This is a genomic window from Bacillus sp. GbtcB10, assembly GCF_019091365.1.
GTDB lineage: Bacteria > Bacillota > Bacilli > Bacillales > Bacillaceae > Bacillus > Bacillus altitudinis.
On record NZ_JAGXJP010000006.1, the window covers coordinates 1 to 20,998 of the forward strand.

Sequence of the window (20,998 nt, forward strand, 5' to 3'; positions counted from 1 at the left end):
CTCCCTTCTGTCCGCTCGACTTGCATGTATTAGGCACGCCGCCAGCGTTCGTCCTGAGCCAGGATCAAACTCTCCGAAAAAGTACAAAACCGAAGTTTTGTTTTTCGTCAGCGTTTGACTGACTACCTATGATGTATCATAGGATTTTTTATAAAAACTCGAATTAACAGGTACGTTTTGTCTTGTTTAGTTTTCAAAGATCATTTTTTAAAAATGGAGCGGGTGATGAGAATCGAACTCACGACATCAGCTTGGAAGGCTGAGGTTTTACCACTAAACTACACCCGCGTGGTTAAATGTTATTGGCGCGCCCGAGAGGAGTCGAACCCCTAACCTTTTGATCCGTAGTCAAACGCTCTATCCAATTGAGCTACGGGCGCTTAATCAGGCGACTTAATTATCTTAACATATCGTTTTTATTAAGTCAACATCTTTTTAAAGTTTGTTTGTCGTATCTGTCTGAGCATCAGTGTTTCAGATGCGTCATCAGCGACGAATAAAAATATACCATGGATCATACAAAAGGGTCAATACATTTTTCTAAAAAAGTTTAATGTTTTTTAAGAAGTGCTCTTTTGTTAGATAAATAGAGTTTCAATCGCCCTATTTTCATTTCTTTCTTCATAATTCTAATGATTCTTAAATAAAATCTTTCTAAATCCAAAGGAGGACAAAACATGGTCACCTAGAATTTTTATTTATTGGAAAATTCTTAATATTTTCCATGCATTTAAAGGAGGTAGGAGATGATGAAAAAGTTTGTCGCTTTTCAAATCATGATCGCTTTGGTGATAGGAGCTCTTATCGGCCACTTCTTCCCTGATTTCGGAATGGCACTGCGGCCCATTGGGGATGGCTTTATCCGATTGATTAAAATGATTGTAGTCCCTATTGTTTTCTCTACGATTGTCATCGGCGCAGCTGGCAGCGGTGGAATGAAGAAAATGGGCAGTCTCGGATTAAAGACAATCATTTGGTTTGAAGTCATTACGACCATCGTTCTTGGAATCGGGCTTTTATTGGCCAACGTGTTAAAGCCAGGCGTTGGACTCGATTTCTCTCAATTAGCTAAGAAAGATATTGGGGAACTCGATGGTTATACTCAAAAGGTCGTCGATTTTAAACAGATGGTTTTAGACATCATTCCAACCAATATCATCGATGTCATGGCTCAGAATGATTTACTAGCAGTGATTTTCTTCGCTATTTTATTCGGTGTAGCCGCAAGCGGCATTGGGAAAGCTTCCGCTCCTGTCCTTACCTTCTTTGAATCAGTAGCACAAATTATGTTTAAGCTCACACAAATGGTCATGGTGACAGCTCCTATTGGAGTTTTAGCATTAATGGCAGCTTCTGTCGGACAATACGGCATTGTTTTACTCATTCCTATGATGAAACTTGTTGGCACTGTCTTCTTAGGATTGTTTATTATTCTATTTGTTTTGTTCCCTCTTGTCGCACTGATCTTCCGTTTTAACTACTTCGAAGTGTTGAAAATGATTTGGGATTTGTTTTTGGTTGCCTTCTCTACTACAAGTACAGAAACTGTTCTTCCACAGCTCATGTCACGAATGGAGAAATACGGCTGTCCAAAAAGAATCGTTTCCTTCGTCATCCCGTCAGGTCTTTCTCTTAATTGCGATGGTTCAAGTTTATATTTATCGGTTTCCTGTGTGTTTCTTGCACAAGCGTTTGGTGTCGATATGAGTTTATCACAGCAGCTCCTCATGATGCTTGTCCTTGTTTTAACAAGTAAAGGCATTGCAGCTGTCCCGTCTGGCTCACTTGTCGTTCTTTTGGCAACAGCTCATGCAGTAGGTCTGCCAGCAGAAGGTGTCGCTATTATCGCCGGGGTTGACCGGATTATGGATATGGCTCGAACAGGCGTGAATGTTCCTGGACATGCGGTTGCCTGTATTGTCGTTTCTAAATGGGAAAAAGTATTCCGAGAGTCTGCATGGGAAGTTCCAAAAGCAGGTGAAGAAACAAAAGGAATGTAATGTTTTTTATGAAGGAAAGGGGTCGCCCTTTCCTTTTTTTATGGCAAAAATGTCTGCTTCAGCACGGCTTTACCTTCTTGTTGCAACTGCACCTCCGCATATGCTCCATTAATGAGGGTCATTTGAGGCGGTACGTGTCCACAATCAATATCGTAAACAATCGGTATGTGTAATTCCTTATGCAATTCTTCATATAGATCCGTATATTCATATCCATCCACAGGAGTGTCCACTGCACTCCTGCCAAACATGATGCCAGAGCAATGATCAAACCAGCCTGCTAGTTTTAATTGAACAAGAGACCTCTTCATGCTCGCAGCATTTAATTCACAGTTTTCAAAATACCATAGAATGGGTTCACCTTTTAGGTATGTTTCTTGAAAAGCTTTGACATCTCCAAAAGGCGTGCCAGCTAAGTGCCGGATCACATCAATACATCCACCCATCAGTCTTCCCTTCATCGTCGTCTCTAAGTGATCAACAGTTCGCCATGCGGTTGGCTCGGTTAAATGAAAGACATGTATGCTTGGATGGTCATACTGCCATTCCTTTTGATACATATCAGAAGAAAATTGAGTAACGTCCTTTTTCTCTGGAGTGGAAAGTATTTGTTCCCACATAGCCGTCACCTGATCAAGCTCTTCCCCCTGAAGATCCACAAGGTTCGGTCCATGCGCTGTCGCAATACCTGTGTTTAAGGTCAAAGCTAATAGAAGGAGACTTGTATCTGAGTAACCAAGAATCCACTTTTTTTGCATCACTGAGAAATCAAGATGCTCTAACACTTCAATAAGCAGCTGTCCGCCCCATGGCGGGATGATGTGGTCAATCTCATGACAAGTCATCATCCGCTGTAACTCATTTGCTCGCTTGATTGCAGGGGCTGATTTCGCTTTTTCCTGTTGCCATACTGTCTCTCCACATATGACTTCATAGCCTCTTTTTTTCATCCGATCACAAGAAAGTTGAAACATCTCATGCAAAGAGGGTTGTACACCTGAGGATGGTGCTGTCACCCCAATCGTTTGTCCTTTTTGCAAAAATGGATACTGGATCATCCTGCTCACCTTCACATTCTATGAATCTCTCATCTATTCTTTGTAAATAAAATTCCCCTTCTCCAAGGGGAATCTCGTCTTACTCTCTCTGACGCAGGACAGTATATACACCTGCGAAAATACACAAAATCCCAACAAACGAACGTAAGCCCATCTCTTCACCTAGAAGCATCCATCCAAGGACCGTGCCAACGATTGGTTGAAAGAAGAAAAAAAGACCACCGCTTGAAGCGTCCATCAGTTGAAGCCCTCTATTCCACAAAAAGAAAGCAAGGGCCGTTGAGATGATACCTAGATACAGAATGCCGCCCCATATTTCCGGTCTTGCCATTTGATGCACATCAAGATGAGGCAAACGAAACAAGACGGGTGGTGTTAATACGATAAAGGCCACAATGATCGCATATGTTGTCGTCACTACTTGAGGATACTTTCCTGGAACTCGTTTCAAAAGAACAGACATGAGCGCCCATGTTAATGCAGCAATAACCAGTGAAAGACCGCCAACAAACTCATCCGTTTGAACAGCGACAGGCCCAATCATCGTCAGCACACCTACTGTAGCAAGCAGAATGGAGACACACTTTCTCATTGTGAAAGATTCTTTTAATAGAAAGAAAGCGAAAAGCACCATAAAAGCAGGTGTGGCAGATGTGATGACGGCACCCATTTGTGCAGACGTATACATTGTGCCAATTTCTTGGGTCACGATCGAGAGAAAGTTGCCAATCAATCCAATCGCCACAATCAGCGGGATATCCTTTTTGTCTAACCGAAAAGAGTAACCCAAACGCCAAATCGTGAACACAAGAACGACTCCAGCTATTGCATATCTCATCCAGACGAGCTCAAGTGGCGGGACCACCGCAACTGTTACTTTGACCACTACATACATACCGCCCCAAATACTAGCAGCTAACGCTAAGTAGAGGGCTCCTATATATTTTCCATTCATTTTTTCCCCTCCGTTACTGGATATATTCACTGCGATATCCACAAACGGAGATCACTCTCCGTTATGGACGGAGGTGATTTGGTACATCATGTTCAAATAAAGGCTTCCATTGCATATCAGTCACCCCAATTGTGTTTATTTTCTGATTACTTTATAACAAAATCTGGTTCACTTCAATCCTTTTTATCGCCATGTTTCTTCATATAATAGAAGTTCAATAGGATTGACATGATGAATTCGTTTTCTTATAGTAAGTAAAACAATTGATGTTTACATAGAAAAGGAGTAGAGGTATTTGGATGTTGAAGCTAGGAAACACATTCCCACTGCCGGAAACGAACCGTTTCTTGAGGGAATAAAAGATTGTGTGCCAACCTTGCTTGGTTATATGAGCATTGGGTTTGCCTTTGGAATTGTTGGCATTAGTTCGCAGTTAAGTATATGGGAAATCGCGCTGTTATCTATCTTTATTTATGCTGGCGCTTCACAGTTTATCATCTGTGCATTACTTGTGACAGGAAGCCCTCTTTCCGCTATTATTTTCACCACGTTCATTGTCAATTTACGGCATTTGTTACTCAGCCTTACGCTTGCCCCCCATTTTACACGCTACTCTGTAAAGCAGAACATCGGATTTGGTCTTCTGCTTACTGATGAATCCTTTGGCGTAGCGATGAATAAATTAGCACAGCAAGGAAAATTGAATAACAGATGGATGCATGGACTGAACATTACAGCTTATTTATGCTGGATTGCTGCGTGTACACTTGGCGGAATATTCGGACACTGGATTTCAAATCCAGAGGCGCTTGGTCTTGATTTTGCCCTATCCGCGATGTTTGCTGCGCTGCTCATTCTTTCTTTACAGACGGTGCCAAAAAATAAGCTCACCCATCGCTTATCACTTGTTTTATATATGTTTGTTGCGATGTTTGTGCTGCTTCATTTTGTTCCTTCACACGTGGCTGTTTTGTTGGCAACTGTGCTTGTTGCCACTATTGGGGTGGTGACAGATAAATGATTAGCAGTTTTATGTTATGGCTCATTCTTGGCTGTATGATTGTGACCATCATCCCAAGAGTCGTTCCATTTTTATTTGTAAGGAGTATACAGATGCCAGAAGTGGTGCTCAAATGGTTATCATTTATCCCCATTTGTATATTTACCGCTTTGATTGCAGAGCATCTATTCATACATACTACAGCAGGCGTCACCATTCACTGGATGTACCTTGCTGTCTTGGTTCCAACTGTGTTAATCGCTGTTTGGACAAAAAGCTTGTCCCTCACCGTTCTAGTAGGCGTCATGCTGATGGGCACAGCTAGATGGTTTTTCTAATAGAAAAAGCTTAACCGGATGCGGTTAAGCTTTTTTCATTTTACGATACCGTATACAAAGCCGTCATAGCCTTTTTCGCCAACAGTTTGAATAGCGGTTGCCTCAATTCTCGACTCTTGTTTGAGTAAATCGAAGAATTCACGAGTTCCCTTCACTCGCTCATCTTGATCAGAGGCATGAAGAACTGCTCCATTTCTGACCACATTGTCTGCAATAATGACTGTTCCCTTTTTTGAGAAATGTAACGCCCACTTCAAATATTGCGGGTTGTTTGGTTTGTCTGCATCAATGAAAATCAAATCGAACGGGAGCGTATCCTGCTCTTTTAACTGAGATAAAGTATCTAACGCTTTTCCTTGTAAAATGGTGACACGTTCTGCTAAGCCTGCTCTGTCTATGTTTTGCTGTGCTGTTTCTGCATGATGACTGACAGCCTCTAATGTCAAAAGTTCTCCATCTTCTTCAAGTGCACGGGCAAGCCAAATGGTACTATAACCGCCAAGTGTACCGATTTCTAAAATGCGCTTTGCACCCTTGATTTTTGCTAACAAATAAAGTAGTTTTCCTTGGGCCGGCGACACATCTATTTCTGGTAACCCGGCTTGCTTATTCTTGATAAGAGTTTGCTCCAACACGTCATCTTTGGCCATCAATTTGTCTTTGATATACTCGTCAACTTTCCCCCATACTTGCTCCAAGTCATCCATCTCCCTTGTTCATGTCTTCTATTTAAAGTCTACATGACGGAAGCGAGAATTTATAATCAATTCTTTTCACACACCTATTGATTTTATTGATGAAAGGAATGTGATGATGGATACATGGGGCGAGTGCAAGTATACGCAAACTACTGATTCAGCTTATTTTTCACGTCACCTTTTTTATCTTGAAGCTTTCCTTTTACTTGATCTTTCTTTCCTTCTGCTTTCAGGTTTTCATGATCTGTCGCTTTGCCAAGTTTTTCTTTCACTTGACCTTTGACTTGATTTGTTTTTCCTTTCGCTTTATCCATATGTCCATTTTGTTCACTCATTTGTTCCACCTCCACGTTTGATACTGTTTATTTAGCCTTTTTGCACATGACAAAACATCTGAGTGTGCTGTGTGCGCGTTTCAGGTATGATAGACATAATGGAATGAAAGGTTGGTGGTCTGTTCAATGATCATTTCTGAAAGTATGTTCACTGTACGTGGTGTGACCTATCGTATTCGCTCTGCTGCATCAGCAGATGCCAAACAGTTATCAGCTCTCAGACTGAAAATCGATGGTGAAACCGAATATTTAGATCGTGAACCGGGTGAAGCTTTTATTGATGAGAAAGGGTTCGAGGCGTTGATTCAAGAGGATTCCAAGGAATGCCGTCATCTCTTTTTAGTTGCAGATATTGAAGGAGACATTGTCGGTTTTTCAAGATGCGAAGGGCATTCTCTTAAGCGCTCTGCTCACAAAGTAATGTTTGGCGTCGCCGTACAGAAGGCCGCTTGGGGCTATCACATCGGGAAAGAACTTTTAGCTGCATCGATCGACTGGGCAGATCAGCAAGGCATTCAAAAGATGTCACTTCAAGTAATGGAAACCAATCAAAAAGCCATTCGTTTATATGAACACTATGGCTTCGAGATTGAAGGTTTGTTAAAAAAAGATAAACGGCTGGCGGACGGCATGTATTATGATACGGTTGTGATGGGCAGGCAGCGGCCAGTCTCCTGACCGCTTACATGACATAACTCCAGATCATCGAAATCGCACTATACATAAGCAGCAGCCCCATGACGAACTGGAACGGCCGCTGATAAAGAGTCAAAAAACGCTTGAATACAGAGCCAAATAAACTCCAGCTAAATGTGCCTAAAAAACCAATGATGGCGAGAATCAACGTCAACAACATGTATTGCATATTGGACTGTCCATACGGCAGAACAAAAGTGGAAATGACGGTTAACCCATACAAGATGGCTTTCGGATTAATAAATTGCAGCAGCATCCCCGGAATAAAATGATTATAGCGGTCTAGTGTTTCGTCATCTCCGCCTTTACTTCTCATGATTTTGACAGCCAAATAGATCATGTAACCGGCTCCGATGAAGGCCATGACCCAGCCGATTTTCGGCATGACTTGATAAAGAATCATATTGAAGAAACCGCTCAAACATAAAATGACCAAAAATCCGATCCCAACCCCTAAACAAAATCGAAATGTTTGCTTGACCCCATATTTATTCGTAAAGACCATCGCCATGATATTATTCGGCCCAGGGGTGAAGCTGGTAACAAAAGCATAAATCAACATGGAAACAATCAAATCGTTCCCTCCTTTTCATACGTTATTTAGACCCAAAAGTCTTTATTGCGTATATTACGTTTCATTGTACTATTCGGTCGTTATAAAGTAAATAAAAGAAAGGAGTTTTTTTGATGGAGGATGTACAATCAATTATTGCTAGAAATGTCAAACTGCTAAGAGAGCAAAAGAAATTAAGCCTAGAAAAGATGGCTGAGGTAACAAGTGTGAGTAAAACGATGATTGGGCAAATCGAAAGAGGAGAATCCACACCGACCATCACCACTCTGTGGAAAATCGCCAATGGGTTGAAGGTGTCTTTTAGTGAACTCATATACGCACCGCAGCCTGAGATTAAGTTTGTGCGAAAAGAAGACGGACAAGTTTTAACCGAGGACGAGGGAAGGTATCGGGTATATACGACGTTCCCATTTGATGACCTGAGAAAATTTGAAGTCTATCAGGTAGAAATTGATCCTCATGGGTCGTTAAGTGCGGAAGAACATATCGGCGGTACAGAGGAATTGATTACCGTATTTGAGGGAGCACTTGATTTATCAATCGGTGATGAGCAATACACATTACAAGCTGGCGACTCGATTCGGTTTAAAGCTGACCGTGCCCATGAGTATAAACAATCAGGAGAACAGATGGTACGGATGCAAATGATTCTTTATTATCCCCATTAAAAAAAGCTGACAGGCTTGTCCACCTGTCAGCTTTATTTTATTTAATTAAATCCTGGATCGCGTACAACCGTTCCAGTAAAGGTAACTCTATATTTTCCTAAACCTAACTCTTCAATTGACGATTGATAGAGAATACCGACCCATCCATCCTTTGCATATGTAATACTTGATGGGATGTTTGACGTCGTATATGTTCTCGTTTCCGAGACGGTTCGACTTGCTTGTACCGTAACTTCACTGTTTACTTTCCCCTTCGCTTCTACCGGGACAGCGGTGACACCCGCACCCGTTAAAACAATTGCTCCAACCAAAACAGAAGTTATGACCTTTTTCATACAAAAATCCCTCCCTTTTTTTGTTGAACATATTAACCATACCATAATTTAGAACTTTCGTAAGTTATTTTTTCATTTTTTTGAAAATTATGATATGATTGTCTTATGCTGGATAGAGGGTGTTACATACTTCTATGCTTTTATCCTCACCTCGTTCTAGTGAAGCAATTGATAACGGAGGTGATTTCATGAAAAAATGGCTTATCTGTTTTCAACTTGTTTTCCTCTTCACCTTGACGGCCACACCATTTGCTTCTGCTGCTTCATGCCCTACAGTGAAACCATGTGTTATTGATCCTTAAGCATAAGAAAAAGTCGATCAAGCCTATTCACTTGATCGACTTTTTTGTTATGCTTGTTCAGCTTCCCAGCGGGCAACCTCTTCTCTTACTTTAGGAGCCACTTCTTTTCCAAATAACTCAATAGCTTTCAGCACTTGATCATGCGGCATCGAACCGACCGGTACGTGCAGCATGAAGCGCGTAATGCCTACATTTTTTCGCAGATGTATCACTTTCTCTGCCACGGCATCTGGATCTCCTACATACAATGCACCTTCTAATGTTCTTGCTGCATCGAATGTAGAACGGGTATAAGGTCCCCAGCCTCGTTCTCTTGCTAATGTATTCATGACATGCTGTGTAGAAGGGAAGAATTGATCTGCTGCCAATTCTGTTTCCTCCGCAACAAATCCATGTGAATGGGATGCCACCGTTAATTTCTCAGGGTCATGTCCAGCGTGAATCGCAGCTTGCTTGTAGAGCTGCACGAGCGGTGCGAACTGTCTAGGGCTGCCGCCAATAATGGCAAGGACAAGTGGTAATCCTAATAATCCAGCACGTACGACAGATTCTCTGTTTCCTCCACTGCCAATCCAGATCGGAAGCGGATCTTGAACAGGTCTTGGGTATACGCCGACATCCTGAATGGAAGGACGATGCTTACCGCTCCATGTCACACGCTCTGACTGCTGTAATTTCAATAGTAAATCTAGTTTTTCTTCAAATAATTCTTCATAATCATCTAAGTCATAGCCAAAAAGCGGGAACGATTCAATAAATGATCCACGGCCAGCCATGATCTCTGCACGCCCGTTAGAAAGGCCATCTAATGTCGCAAAATCTTGAAACACACGAACAGGATCTGCCGATGAAAGAACAGTTACGGCACTTGTCAGACGAATATTCTTTGTTTGCGTTGCCGCAGCTGCTAATACGACTGCTGGATTTGATGCGGCGAAATCTTCACGATGATGCTCTCCTACACCAAAAACGTCGAGACCCACTTGATCTGCTAAAATAATTTCTTCTACTACTTCACGAATGCGCTGTGCGTGGCTGACTGTTTTTCCTGTTTGAAAATCAGGTGTTGTTTCTACAAATGTACTAATTCCTAGTTCCATGAATGGAACCCCCTATCTTATAAATATGTCACAAATTCAGAGACCGGCTTGCGGTAGCCTCTCGCTTGTCTGCTCTCTACTTTTTCTTTTCCAAGTGTAATCATTAATACAGGAACCAAATCTGATTCGATGTTTAACACCTTTTTCATTGCTTCGGGGTCAAAGCCGATCATTGGGCAAGTATCCCATCCCTTGTTTTTGGCGGCAAGCATAAATAGCATGGCAGATAATGAAGCATTTCGAATCGCCTCTTCTTTCTGAAAGTCTGATCCTCTCTGCACATAAAAACTCATCGTCTCTCTGACCATTTCCTCATATTGTTGCGCATTTAAGATGCCGAGCATTTTTAGGCCTTCATAAATGTTTCCTGCTTGCTCATAAGCTTTCGGATCGCCGAGCACAATGATCGCTGCTGAAGCGGAATGCACCTTATATTGTCCAAATGCAGCATCTCTTACTTGCTCTTTAAGCGCTTCTGATTGGACGACGACATATTGCGTATGCTGTAAATTAAAGGCTGAAGGTGCCAGCTTCACTTCTTCAAAGATACTATTAAGCTCTTCTCTCGAAATCGAGATATTCGGCAAAAAATTTGATGCTGATCGTCTTTCACGTACCAATGTATCAAAGCTGCGTGTCATCTTGTTTCCCCTTTTCGTGAAGTTGTTTTGCACCTAAACCGATTTTTTTCAACCATTCGATGAGCTGCTCTTTTTCCTCTGTTTCGATAAAGGACAGATTTTGTGAAATGACATCTGTATGTTTTGGGAAAATATCGTCAAATAGCTGCTTCCCTTTATCTGTCAGTAATACATGGAATACACGTTTATCAGAAGGTGCACATTGTCTTTTGACTAATTCTTGTTTTTCTAATTTGTTGACCACATAGGTGATGCTCCCACTTGGAATGGATAAAATCTCACTAATTTTTTGAACGGGATGTGGTCCCTTACTATACAGTAATTCAAGAATTTGAAAGTTTTCAAATCCGATATCATAACGTTCAATGTCTTTTTGGATGTTTGCAAAAAGGGCATGGTAGGCTTTCATCCACACTCGGAAAAGCCTTAAGTCTAATTCCTGATCTTGCTGCACCATGGCAACTACTCCTTTTTCAATAAATCCTAAAACTAGGATAAATTTATCCTAACACTAGGATATTTTCTTGTCAACGTGTTTGTTTGATTAAAAAAAAGACCCCTGTGAATTAGTGGTCTTCTTTTAACACAAAATGCATTTCAGCAATTTGTTTGTATTGATTCACTTGTTGTAATGAAAATCTAGATTCCTGTTCAGTTGGAGGGAAAAGAGGGATTCCTTTTCCAATCATGACAGGTGCGATTTGGAGATACAGCTCATCGACTAATTTTTCTTTTAATAATGCTTGAAGCAGTTCCCCGCCCCCTAAAATCCAAATATGCTGGCCTTTTTCATTTTTTAAATTTTTGATAAACGAGAGAACATCTTCACGAACGATGTGGGTTCCTGTATGGCTGTCTTGTAAAGTGCGAGAAACGATATAACATGTCTTGTCTTCATAAGGAAACTCATCAGGTGAAAGTTTGAGAACCTGTTCGTATGTGTTCCGTCCCATGATCAGCGTATCGACTGATGCATAAAATTCCTCATATCTCGTATCCTCTTCGCCCTCTGTGCCTATGAGCCAATCTAAACGGTGATCATCCCTTGCTAAATATCCATCAATGCTCATTGCCCCATAAAATAGTAATTTCCTTTTCAATCTCACCACTCCCCGCCTAAAATAAGAACGTATATTCCCATTTTAACAGAATGAATAGAAAAATGATATATGATCAATTCGTTTCTTACGATTCCTGTTCTACCTTCATAAGAAGCTTGTACAAGATGTGCGCAAGCTGCCCCGCTTCGACTGTCATCCCTTCATGAATCCATTCCTCCAGTACACCAACAACACCAGACACAACAAATGAAGCCTCAATCTGTTCACGTTCCGTAATCTGACGCTGATCAAGTTGCCACTCTTTCATGATTTTTTCTTTAAAAAACGCTTTAAATTGATTCGTCGTTGGGCTATTCGGTTTGACAAATAACGTCATCATGAATTGTTTTTCTTTTAAATACTCAGTTGTTTTGTTTAAAAAGGACAGCATATCAAGCGGGTCCTGGCTTGGAAACGATTCATCGTATAGTCCGCCAAGCTGATTAAATAGTTCCTTCTCAAGCTGTTCATGCAAATCAAATACATCTTGGTAGTGCAAATAAAAGGTCCCTCTTCCTAAATCCGCTCTTCTAGATAGCTCTGATACTGTAATTTGTTGAACATCTTTTTCCTTTAAAAGCTCAAGAAAGCTTTCCCGTATCGCCTTTTTGGTTTTGATTGTTCGTCTGTCCTTCATCAAACACCCTCCATTTTTGAACAATCTGGCTATACCTGTCTATTTATGAACAAGAGATCATTCATTGCCGATGTTCGGTTTATTTTCCTCTTATTATAATGGACACATGTTCAATAATCTATATCTGTTCAAAAAAGGAGGACCATCATATGCTTCAATTCAGACTTGCTAGAGAGGATGAACTGCCTCAAGTGGCAGCGTTGTTAGATGATTCATTTCAGAACTATTCATTTTTTGATTTATTATGCGAAAAGGTGACCAAGCGTTCGGCTTTCGCCCGTCAGCTGCATTTGATCAATACAAAGGTATATTTTCAGCATCAAATCTGTTTGGTCGGGGTTGAGAACGAGAAAATTGTGTCTGCCGCCCTGTTAAAACATCCCCGTCTTCCTGAACCAGGACTCATGGATTATGTGTTATCTGGTGGGTTAAAGCTACTCTTTACTGGTGGCATATCGGCGATTCAGCATGTGTTCCGTATGTTAAAGGAGGCAAAAAAAGCGTGTTCTTCCTTAAAGAAACCTTACTGGTATTTAGAAGCTCTTGTCGTTGCAAAAGACCAACAAGGAAAAAAACTTGGAAGCCGTATGCTAAAGCAATGTCTTTTCCCCTTTATCGCCCGGCAAGGCGGCGGACTGTTCACACTGATTACACACAACGAGGCCAATCGTCATTTCTATCGAAAAAATGGGTGGACGGAGTTTGATGAGAGAGTACTGCACGGAGAAAACATGTCCCTAGAAAGCTGGAGTTATAAAACCGTGATCAAATAAGGTATCTTCTTCAAGGGATGATATAATAGAAGCAGTTCAAACAATGATCATACTTGGAGGAGAGACTGATGATACGACGACTTGATCATATCGTGTTGACTGTACAACATATGGAGGAAACCATTCGCTTTTATACAAACGTATTAGGAATGAAGGAAGAAACTTTTGGAGAAGGCCGTAAAGCCCTTCGTTTTGGCTTACAAAAGATCAACCTTCATGAAGCGGGTCATGAATTTGAACCAAAAGCTGCTCATCCCCAGCCTGGATCTGCTGACTTGTGTTTTATCACCGATTTAGATATAGACAGTTTATTGCTTCATCTTCGAAAGCAGGTTGTTCCAATTGAAGAAGGTCCAGTCAGACGTTCTGGTGCATTAGGTCCGATTGAATCCATTTATATCCGTGATCCTGATATGAACTTAATTGAAATCTCCCGATATATAGAGGAGGCTGATCCATCATGACTCGATTATTTTTGAGACCGATTGAAGAAAAAGATTATCCTGGTATTCATAGAGGATGCCAGCATGCAGAAACACTTTATATGACTGGCACACGCAAAACGTTCACACTAGAAGAAATTCGTTCAGCCTATACCCGTTTTCTGCAGGATGACAGTAGACGAGACTTTGCTATTTGTCTGCTAGACACGAAAGAAATGATCGGGGATGCGGCGATTGTGGATATTGATCCGATAAACCATACGGCAAGTTTCCGCATTGCGCTACATGGACCAGAGCATTTTCACAAAGGATATGGCACTGAGGCTGTTCGGATGGTTCAAACATTTGCCTTTGAGACGTTAGAACTCAATCGGCTTGAGCTTGAAGTTTTTTCCCATAACCCACGAGCCTTTCGAAGCTATGAGAAAGCCGGATTTCAATATGAAGGAAAAAGACGTCAAGCGCTCTATTTCAACGGTGCTTATTCGGATGTCATCATGATGGGCATCCTTCGTGAGGAATACGATAGAATCAAATCATAAAGATGTCCCAGCCTACGAAGGGTCATCTTTTTTAAACAGATGAACCCCTGTAACGATGATCAAACAAATGATAGAAGAGAGAACGATAGAGACGCTTGATATGCTGAGCGCCATCCCTTCCCATCTGCCAATGAAGAAACTGCCGATCAATAAGAGCAATCCAAACATAGTGATACATATCGGAACAATCAGCCCAGCATGGCGATGCCTGCGTCTTTTTCCTGCCCACCACGAGAGACAGAGTACAATGACAGTAAAAATAGCGGTTTGCAGCCAGAACATATCGCATCCACTCCTTTTCTTTTTTATCCTATGACAACGGAGGTTTTTACAATGAATATTAGACCGATTCAAAAGCAGGACAATCCTTTTATCGCGGCCATTATCCGCCAGTCATTAGAATCAGCGAATCTTGCGATTGAAGGTACAGCCTACACAGACCCACACCTTGATCAGCTTTTCGAATACTATCAATCATTGACTCATGCAGCCTATTGGATTGCCGAAGAACATGGTGAAATTGTTGGTGGCGTTGGCATTGCCCCTTTCACAGATGGCATTTGTGAGCTGCAAAAGCTTTATTTAAGCCCAAAAGCACAAGGCAAAGGTGCGGGCAAGAAACTGATGGATACGGCCCTCCAATATGCTGCTACATACTACGATGCTTGTTATTTAGAAACCCGCAGTGAATTAACAGCTGCTACTGGCCTTTATCAACGGTATGACTTTTCTCTTCTTCCTGCACCGATTGAAGGCTCAGAGCATTCTGCCATGGATGCTTGGTATCTCAAAACCTTTTCAGCGTGAGGCATAAAATAAGCGATACGTCTTTGTCCACTGAAAACCTAGCTTCTCTGCCAATTTGGCCGAGGTTGCGTGATGGACATCGCAATCCCAATGCGGTGTCTTCCCTTTTTCAACACAGATGCTGATCATTTGCTGAGCTGCTAACAAAGCCAACCCTTTTCCACGGCAGGCTTCATCTGTCCAAATATCGATTTCCACACGTTTTTCACTTGAAAAAATAGAGATACATTCACTGACCACGTCTTCACCATTTAAGATGGCAACTCCGACGCCATTAGATAAAAAGTGATCTACTCCTCCCCAATATGCTTCATAATAGCTGGATGGGAATACTTTGCTAGCGGCAATGACTTGTTCATTCGTGCGTTTAATCATTTCATCTTGATCAGGCACAATCAGATCAGGAGAGGTCAAGTCATAAGAATACGCATGTCTTTTCATTTCATTCAGTTGGGAACCGAAGCATTTTTTCATCATCTCATCTGATGCTGGATTTGCTGAAAACAAAGTGAAACGTCCGTTCTCTCTTTTCTGCTTTTTATAAACATCCACAATGAACGTTGAACATAATGAGAGTGCTGCTTCTGTCCTGCCTGCGACATAATAAATGCCGGTTGTCGTCCCTGCAAAATAGACACACGGGTGATCTCGGTGATCCACATATAAATCTCCTTGTATCACGCCATCGAGTATCGCATCTACGAACACTGGATAGGCAGGATCAATCCGCAGAATTTCCTCTTTCACCGCTCCTGTCCTTTGTTGATCTACAAGATACAACATCATCCCTCCATTCACGAACGAGTATCTTTTCATTATAAAGGAAAGCCGTAGACTCGCAGTGAATCTTTGCAACAAAAAGAATTCTTCTGCATCAAAGCAACATTCCATCGCATTCGCTTTCATCTATTGCTATGCTCATTGTGAGAGGAGGTTTATGGATGAAATTTCGTTTGATCTGGAATCAAGAAAAGGATGTGACGGAAGTAGACGTCATCAGCCATCCACATAATCAAGAACGTTTACAAAAAATTGTATCAATGCTGGAGACTAGTACATCTCTAACGGTCAAAGATCCAAAAAATGATCGGCAGTCTCTTTTACCATTAGAACAAATTGAAGCGATCTCTGCGCTTGGACATCTGTCAAAGGTGATCACGACTCAAGGAACGACGTATTTTCTCAGTAAACGGCTGAAGGATCTGAAGTCGTTAGAGCGTGAACATTTCTATCGTATCAACAATGCAGTCATTCTCAATTTAGCGCAAGTCGACAGCTTTGTCGCTGGTACGTACGCTCGCTTAGAGGTCGAAACCATCTCGAAAAACAGCTACACCGTCAGTCGTCATTACGCCAAATATATAAAGGAGCGATTCAAATGATCAAGGAACTAAAACATCAATTTATGCAAACAGCTTTTGTCTCTATCGTATGGCTGACACTCATCCTGTCCATCACTCAATGGTCATCCTCTATCCCTTTTCATTACGTGTGGCACATCATTGCCATCGGTACTTTGGCAGGCATCGTCTTTGGGGTCATGTATCCTTTACTATGGAACTACTTTACCTTTCCAGCACCCATCAACATTCTCATCTCCACTGTCGTCAATTTAGGGTTTCAAGTAGGAGCCGTCGCTTTATATTCGACTACACTGCTCGAATGGATCATGCCTTATTTTATCGGTATAGCCTTTCTCACATTAGTAGGCCATATCATCGCCTTTCTATTTTACAAAAAGCAACAAAATCAAAAACTGGCGCAGGCACTGAATCACCTGAAGCCGCAGCCTTAAAAAAAGAGACCTTATTTGAAAGGTCTCTTTTCTATTATTCTGCTGCTAACTCATTCTCTCTAAAAATGAATCACCCCTAATTCCACTGCTGCTTTAATTGCCTCCGCTCTTGAAGTGACCTCCAGCTTTTGATAAATATTTGTTAAATGAGCTTTGACAGTTCTCTCGGAAATCCCCATATCAAATGCAATTTCCTTACTTCGATATCCTCTAGCCACTGCTTGCAAGACAAGCATCTCTTTTTCAGTCAGCATGTTTATTTCTTTTTTCAAATGGGTCGGAGTCACTTGATGCTCTGTTGATTCAAATACTTTAGCAGCGACGTTTGCTTGAAGAAGAATATCCCCTCTGATAGCTGCTTCAATTGTATAAAATAAATTTTCTCTGCTGGCATCCTTTAAAAGATAGCCCTTTGCTCCAAGTTGCAGCCCTTCAATCATTAATTTCTCTTCGTTATAGGTAGTGAGAATCAGGACCGGTACTTTTAATTGAAGAGACTGCATCTCTTTTAACATCTCAAGCCCACTCATGTTAGGCATGTTGAGGTCAAGTAATACAAGGTCTGGAGCCTTCTCTTTCAAGATATCTAAACCCTTTGCTCCATCCTCTGCTTCACCAACAACATCAAATCGTTGATCTGTCTCAAGAATTAATTTTAATCCTTCTCTAACAACAAAATGATCATCGACAATCACAATTTGATAAGACATTGTTTTTACTCCTTTTTCAAAGGTATGGTTACCGTCACTTGTGTACCTTCATTTTTTTCACTTTTCAAGTGTAGCTGTGCATCAAGCAGTCGGGCACGTTCTGACATACCAATTAGACCGTAATGCCCGGAAGTGGATTCTTGTTTTTTCTCATCAAAACCCACTCCATTGTCTGTGATTTGCAAGGAGATGTGATCATCTTGTTGCTTCATCATCAATTCGACCTTACTTGCTTTGGCATGCTTGGCAATATTCGTCAAACATTCACTGACAATGTATACAGTATGTTCGATGAGGAAAGGGGACACTTGATAAGAGACAGCCACTTTTGTATGAACTGGAATATTCGTCGCCGTCATAAACCGATTCACTTCATCTTTCACAGAATCAGCTAAGTCATATTGATCCTGGCTGTATGTTCGAAGGTCGTCAATGACCAATCTCGCCTCACCTAATGTCGTCCGCGCATGGCTCATTGAACCTTTAATAATGCTTTGAGCACGCTCAACATTCTGATTCTCTAAATGGGCATGGACCGCTTCTAATTGCATAATAATACCTGCCAGCCCTTGTGCAAGGGTATCATGTAAATCTCTCGCCATTCTTTGACGCTCATTTGCAAGTGTCAGCTCTTCCACTTGTTGATGTGCCAATTCAAGTTCCTTTAAAAATGTTTGTGTACGAATTCTAGCTTTGACTTGTCTAAAAAATAAAATGGAGTATGCGATGACCACAATTAGAATCAAAAACAAAATAGGAATGTATACAGTCAAATCATCTGTATCATTGACCAAAATAAGGGCAAGAAAAAAAAGAACATAAAAACTAAGCCCTGTCAATATCACTTTCAATGTATGATAATATACCCCAATACTTTGCGCAATTAGTACTGGTAACAGACCAATTAAGATCACAGGGGAAGCCGCCTGCATGACTGAAACACAAAGTAGAATCACAATTCCTTGAATCAGAAAATATACCCATGGATTCTGCTGAAACCAATAAAATGACCACCAATGCAGAATCAAATGTATGGCAATAAGTGCAGAAAAAAACAGGCCAGAAAGTGCTACTGGGGTGGTTAAAAACTGAAATATCATTGCGGCTATATAAACAAGAATAACCCATAATAATGTTGGAATCCGCGAATAGATCATTTCATTAAAAGGGTCTACCCGTCGTTTCGCCATAAATAATCACCATCCGAGCCTCATATTCACTCAAAAAATACCGCCCACCCTTTATCGAGGTAATGACGGTATTCATCAATCATACCATGTAAGACTACCAGTGACTAAATCACCTTTTCTTCCTTCTCATCCTTCTGAGAAATAGACTCACCTTCAATGTCTATACGTGGAAGCCAGCCTTCGAACCATTTGGGTAAGTACCAAGCAGCGCGTCCGATCAGCATCATACAAGCTGGGATAAAAGTCATTCTTATGACAAATGCATCAAACAGAACGCCGAATGCCAACGTTAATCCCATTGTTTTAATGATCATGTCATCTGCAAAGATAAAGCTAGCAAAGACGAGGATCATGATGAAGCCTGCGGCCGTCACTACTCTTCCACTATGCTTCAAACCTGATACAACGGATTTTTTCGCATCGCCCGATAGAAGGAAATCTTCTCTCATTCGACTGACTAAAAAGACCTCATAATCCATTGCAAGACCAAATAATATTCCTGTCACTAGTACAGGCATAAAGTTCAACAATGGTCCATTTGCTGGTATTCCAAACAATGGCGCAAGGTGTCCATCCTGTAAAACAAAGACAGAAAAACCTAGTGTAGCGGTCAATGTCATAAGGAATCCTAAAACCGCTTTTAATGGAACAAGGAATGACCTAAACACAAGAATCATCAAAATCAAAGCAAATCCAATAATGACTCCTGCAAATTTCGGTAACGCTTCACTGAGTCTATCTGAAATATCTATATTAACCGCCGTAGAACCAGTAACAAGTAATCTCGTATCATACTTTGCAGCAGTCTGACTAGATTCATTTCGTATATCTTTGACTAATTGCTTTGTTGCCTTATCTTCCGGACCGCTTTTCGGTAAGATGGTCAGCATGGCGTACTTACCCGATGGATTAGGAACAGACGGTGCCATTTGTTTGATGCCATCCATCTTCTCTAATACTTTTGTTGTTTTATCAATAGATTTAATTGCGTTATTTGCATGGGAGGCATCAATGATAACAACCAGTGGCCCATTAAACCCTTTACCAAACCCTTCTGCTAACAGGTCATAGCCCTTGCGTTCAGTTGTTTCCTTCCCCTTCATGCCGTTATCAGGAAGACCTAGCTCCATATGAAGTGCTGGCCAACTGAGTAGACCAGTCAATACAATGACACCTAGGATGATCTTACCTGGATACTTCTTGATAAACCTTCCCCAAGCTGTGGCTTCTTCTTTTTGTTGTGATTGTAATTTAGAAAACCATTTATTCTTTCTTGAAGGGCTTACTTTATCACCAAGAATCCCTAGTATCGCAGGAACAATTGTTAGAGACACAAGCATAACTGATAGTACCATGAATGCAGCTACAAGACCCATAACGCCTAAAAATGGTATACCGACTAATACAAGTCCGCATAGTGCAATCACGACGGTGACACCTGCAAACAATACAGCACTGCCTGCTGTAGCAACAGCTCTAGCAGCTGCTTCTTTCAATTCATAACCCTCTGCTAATAACTGTCGATATCGAGAAATGATAAATAATGCATAATCAATTCCTACTGCAAGTCCAATCATCACAGCTAATGTAAGACTAAATGCAGACATATCAACAAAATTTGAGGTAATTAATATGACCATCACGCCGATTATTAACCCAATGACAGCCGTCAAGATCGGTAGTCCTGCAATCAATAGTGAAGCGAAGGTAAAGGCTAAAATAAAGAAGGCCATGACAATACCTATGACTTCCGAAATCCCGCCTACCTCAATTTCTGAGAATGTGACGGAGCCGCCTAATTCTGTTTGGATGCCAGCTTTTCTTGAAATCTTAATACTATCTAATACTTTCTCTTTTGAGGATGTTTTTACCTCATCCGCCTTTACCCGGTATGTAATATCCGCATACCCTATTTTCTTATCCTTACTAATAGCAAATGTCTGATATAAATCCGTCACTTGCTTGACTGCTTTATCCTTTTTGACTTCTTTGATCGTTTCGTTCAATTTGTTTCTTACTTTTTTTGTTTCTAATGTTTCACCCTTAGGTGCTTTAAAGATCAGACGAATCGTCCCGCCATCATCACCTGCTGGGAACTTTTTCTCCAAGAGATCCATTGCCTTTTCTGACTTTGTTCCTGGAATCGACATATCGCCATTAAATGAAACACCTGTCCCTATTGTTGCCGCCACAACAGCTACTAAAACAAGTAACCAACCGATAATCATCCGTTTCGGCTTAGAAAAAGCACTTTTTCCTAAATGATATAAAAATTTTGCCATTCACTTACTCCTTTTTCTT

General features: G+C 41.1%; 27 protein-coding genes, 2 tRNA genes and 1 rRNA gene. 11 read left to right on the plus strand and 19 right to left on the minus strand.

The genetic code is table 11. The features are described from left to right. The 3 genes from KVT11_RS17485 to KVT11_RS17495 all read right to left on the minus strand — a co-directional run. Window positions 1–80, minus strand: a 16S ribosomal RNA gene (locus KVT11_RS17485); the annotation flags it as partial. A 134-nt stretch (window positions 81–214) separates the two neighbouring features. Then, window positions 215–288, minus strand: a tRNA-Gly gene (locus KVT11_RS17490). A 15-nt stretch (window positions 289–303) separates the two neighbouring features. Beyond that, a tRNA-Arg gene (locus tag KVT11_RS17495) sits at window positions 304–380 on the minus strand. 369 nt (window positions 381–749) lie between these two features. On the opposite strand from KVT11_RS17495, the gene gltP reads away from it, so the two are divergent. Continuing rightward, on the plus strand, window positions 750–2,000 hold the full coding sequence (gltP, locus tag KVT11_RS17500) for a glutamate-aspartate/proton symporter GltP (protein ID WP_024719154.1): 1,251 nt from the start codon (window positions 750–752) through the stop codon (window positions 1,998–2,000). Window positions 2,001–2,038: 38 nt separating this feature from the next. On the opposite strand, the gene KVT11_RS17505 is transcribed toward gltP, so the two are convergent. Then, window positions 2,039–3,058, minus strand: coding sequence for a S66 family peptidase (locus tag KVT11_RS17505; RefSeq protein ID WP_116307500.1), 1,020 nt, complete (start codon window positions 3,056–3,058; stop codon window positions 2,039–2,041). 79 nt (window positions 3,059–3,137) lie between these two features. Beyond that, window positions 3,138–4,013 carry a DMT family transporter gene (locus KVT11_RS17510; protein WP_116307498.1) on the minus strand — a complete coding sequence of 292 codons (876 nt, stop codon included), beginning with the start codon at window positions 4,011–4,013 and terminating at the stop codon, window positions 3,138–3,140. Between the two features lie 295 nt (window positions 4,014–4,308). Here KVT11_RS17510 and KVT11_RS17515 point away from each other — a divergent pair, with 295 nt between their 5' ends. Further along, a complete protein-coding gene (locus tag KVT11_RS17515; RefSeq protein ID WP_007496390.1) occupies window positions 4,309–5,034 on the plus strand; it encodes an AzlC family ABC transporter permease in 726 nt (241 codons plus the stop codon). Beyond that, entirely contained in the window at window positions 5,031–5,351 is a 321-nt protein-coding gene (locus KVT11_RS17520) for an AzlD domain-containing protein (RefSeq protein ID WP_008346681.1), read from the plus strand. Before KVT11_RS17515 ends, KVT11_RS17520 begins: the two co-directional genes overlap by 4 nt. A gap of 35 nt (window positions 5,352–5,386) precedes the next feature. On the opposite strand, the gene KVT11_RS17525 is transcribed toward KVT11_RS17520, so the two are convergent. Together KVT11_RS17525 and KVT11_RS17530 are read right to left on the minus strand one after the other, a co-directional pair. After that, the gene (locus KVT11_RS17525) at window positions 5,387–6,049 is read right to left on the minus strand and encodes an O-methyltransferase (protein WP_116307496.1); all 663 of its coding nucleotides are present in this window, start codon (window positions 6,047–6,049) and stop codon (window positions 5,387–5,389) included. A gap of 149 nt (window positions 6,050–6,198) precedes the next feature. Continuing rightward, window positions 6,199–6,384 carry a CsbD family protein gene (locus KVT11_RS17530; RefSeq protein WP_056703430.1) on the minus strand — a complete coding sequence of 62 codons (186 nt, stop codon included), beginning with the start codon at window positions 6,382–6,384 and terminating at the stop codon, window positions 6,199–6,201. A gap of 126 nt (window positions 6,385–6,510) precedes the next feature. Here KVT11_RS17530 and KVT11_RS17535 point away from each other — a divergent pair, with 126 nt between their 5' ends. Then, the gene (locus tag KVT11_RS17535; protein WP_019743587.1) at window positions 6,511–7,062 is read left to right on the plus strand and encodes a GNAT family N-acetyltransferase; all 552 of its coding nucleotides are present in this window, start codon (window positions 6,511–6,513) and stop codon (window positions 7,060–7,062) included. 4 nt (window positions 7,063–7,066) lie between these two features. On the opposite strand, the gene KVT11_RS17540 is transcribed toward KVT11_RS17535, so the two are convergent. Beyond that, window positions 7,067–7,654 carry a LysE family transporter gene (locus tag KVT11_RS17540; RefSeq protein ID WP_007496397.1) on the minus strand — a complete coding sequence of 196 codons (588 nt, stop codon included), beginning with the start codon at window positions 7,652–7,654 and terminating at the stop codon, window positions 7,067–7,069. A gap of 113 nt (window positions 7,655–7,767) precedes the next feature. Here KVT11_RS17540 and KVT11_RS17545 point away from each other — a divergent pair, with 113 nt between their 5' ends. Beyond that, the gene (locus KVT11_RS17545; RefSeq protein ID WP_008346691.1) at window positions 7,768–8,322 is read left to right on the plus strand and encodes a helix-turn-helix domain-containing protein; all 555 of its coding nucleotides are present in this window, start codon (window positions 7,768–7,770) and stop codon (window positions 8,320–8,322) included. Window positions 8,323–8,363: 41 nt separating this feature from the next. Here KVT11_RS17545 and KVT11_RS17550 read toward each other — a convergent pair whose 3' ends face one another. The 6 genes from KVT11_RS17550 to KVT11_RS17575 all read right to left on the minus strand — a co-directional run bounded on the left by KVT11_RS17550 (window position 8,364) and on the right by KVT11_RS17575 (window position 12,437). Then, window positions 8,364–8,657, minus strand: a complete 294-nt coding sequence (locus tag KVT11_RS17550) for a hypothetical protein (RefSeq protein WP_008346693.1) — start codon at window positions 8,655–8,657, stop codon at window positions 8,364–8,366. A 349-nt stretch (window positions 8,658–9,006) separates the two neighbouring features. Next, complete coding sequence (locus tag KVT11_RS17555; protein WP_024719164.1) at window positions 9,007–10,059, minus strand: LLM class flavin-dependent oxidoreductase; 1,053 nt, start codon at window positions 10,057–10,059, stop codon at window positions 9,007–9,009. Window positions 10,060–10,076: 17 nt separating this feature from the next. Beyond that, window positions 10,077–10,700 carry a nitroreductase family protein gene (locus tag KVT11_RS17560; RefSeq protein ID WP_008346699.1) on the minus strand — a complete coding sequence of 208 codons (624 nt, stop codon included), beginning with the start codon at window positions 10,698–10,700 and terminating at the stop codon, window positions 10,077–10,079. Then, window positions 10,684–11,157, minus strand: coding sequence for a MarR family winged helix-turn-helix transcriptional regulator (locus tag KVT11_RS17565; protein ID WP_007496406.1), 474 nt, complete (start codon window positions 11,155–11,157; stop codon window positions 10,684–10,686). Before KVT11_RS17565 ends, KVT11_RS17560 begins: the two co-directional genes overlap by 17 nt. 109 nt (window positions 11,158–11,266) lie before the next feature. Continuing rightward, window positions 11,267–11,770, minus strand: a complete 504-nt coding sequence (locus KVT11_RS17570) for a dihydrofolate reductase family protein (RefSeq protein WP_008346701.1) — start codon at window positions 11,768–11,770, stop codon at window positions 11,267–11,269. 115 nt (window positions 11,771–11,885) lie between these two features. Further along, window positions 11,886–12,437: a TetR/AcrR family transcriptional regulator gene (locus KVT11_RS17575; RefSeq protein WP_035704289.1), complete on the minus strand. Its 552-nt coding sequence runs from the start codon at window positions 12,435–12,437 to the stop codon at window positions 11,886–11,888. Between the two features lie 149 nt (window positions 12,438–12,586). On the opposite strand from KVT11_RS17575, the gene KVT11_RS17580 reads away from it, so the two are divergent. The 3 genes from KVT11_RS17580 to KVT11_RS17590 all read left to right on the plus strand — a co-directional run bounded on the left by KVT11_RS17580 (window position 12,587) and on the right by KVT11_RS17590 (window position 14,195). Then, complete coding sequence (locus KVT11_RS17580; protein ID WP_008346706.1) at window positions 12,587–13,210, plus strand: GNAT family N-acetyltransferase; 624 nt, start codon at window positions 12,587–12,589, stop codon at window positions 13,208–13,210. A gap of 68 nt (window positions 13,211–13,278) precedes the next feature. Next, window positions 13,279–13,674, plus strand: coding sequence for a VOC family protein (locus tag KVT11_RS17585; protein WP_008346708.1), 396 nt, complete (start codon window positions 13,279–13,281; stop codon window positions 13,672–13,674). Beyond that, window positions 13,671–14,195, plus strand: coding sequence for a GNAT family N-acetyltransferase (locus KVT11_RS17590; RefSeq protein ID WP_008346711.1), 525 nt, complete (start codon window positions 13,671–13,673; stop codon window positions 14,193–14,195). The genes KVT11_RS17585 and KVT11_RS17590 overlap by 4 nt, the downstream gene beginning before the upstream one ends. 12 nt (window positions 14,196–14,207) lie before the next feature. On the opposite strand, the gene KVT11_RS17595 is transcribed toward KVT11_RS17590, so the two are convergent. Further along, entirely contained in the window at window positions 14,208–14,477 is a 270-nt protein-coding gene (locus KVT11_RS17595) for a YesK-like family protein (RefSeq protein ID WP_217609102.1), read from the minus strand. Window positions 14,478–14,528: 51 nt separating this feature from the next. On the opposite strand from KVT11_RS17595, the gene KVT11_RS17600 reads away from it, so the two are divergent. Further along, a complete protein-coding gene (locus tag KVT11_RS17600; protein WP_008346715.1) occupies window positions 14,529–15,002 on the plus strand; it encodes a GNAT family N-acetyltransferase in 474 nt (157 codons plus the stop codon). On the opposite strand, the gene KVT11_RS17605 is transcribed toward KVT11_RS17600, so the two are convergent. Further along, window positions 14,994–15,782: a GNAT family N-acetyltransferase gene (locus KVT11_RS17605; RefSeq protein ID WP_116307491.1), complete on the minus strand. Its 789-nt coding sequence runs from the start codon at window positions 15,780–15,782 to the stop codon at window positions 14,994–14,996. The genes KVT11_RS17600 and KVT11_RS17605 overlap by 9 nt on opposite strands. A 161-nt stretch (window positions 15,783–15,943) precedes the next feature. On the opposite strand from KVT11_RS17605, the gene KVT11_RS17610 reads away from it, so the two are divergent. Beyond that, window positions 15,944–16,384, plus strand: a complete 441-nt coding sequence (locus KVT11_RS17610; RefSeq protein ID WP_116307488.1) for a LytTR family DNA-binding domain-containing protein — start codon at window positions 15,944–15,946, stop codon at window positions 16,382–16,384. After that, window positions 16,381–16,797, plus strand: a complete 417-nt coding sequence (locus KVT11_RS17615; protein ID WP_035390341.1) for a hypothetical protein — start codon at window positions 16,381–16,383, stop codon at window positions 16,795–16,797. The genes KVT11_RS17610 and KVT11_RS17615 overlap by 4 nt, the downstream gene beginning before the upstream one ends. Before the next feature lie 59 nt (window positions 16,798–16,856). Here the strand turns inward: KVT11_RS17615 and KVT11_RS17620 are convergent, their stop codons facing one another. From KVT11_RS17620 to KVT11_RS17630, 3 genes are all read right to left on the minus strand, one after another. Beyond that, window positions 16,857–17,507, minus strand: a complete 651-nt coding sequence (locus KVT11_RS17620) for a response regulator (RefSeq protein ID WP_017358441.1) — start codon at window positions 17,505–17,507, stop codon at window positions 16,857–16,859. A 5-nt stretch (window positions 17,508–17,512) separates the two neighbouring features. Beyond that, complete coding sequence (locus KVT11_RS17625; protein WP_116307485.1) at window positions 17,513–18,697, minus strand: sensor histidine kinase; 1,185 nt, start codon at window positions 18,695–18,697, stop codon at window positions 17,513–17,515. Between the two features lie 104 nt (window positions 18,698–18,801). Next, window positions 18,802–20,979, minus strand: coding sequence for an MMPL family transporter (locus KVT11_RS17630; protein WP_116307483.1), 2,178 nt, complete (start codon window positions 20,977–20,979; stop codon window positions 18,802–18,804). Window positions 20,980–20,998 lie beyond the last annotated feature (19 nt).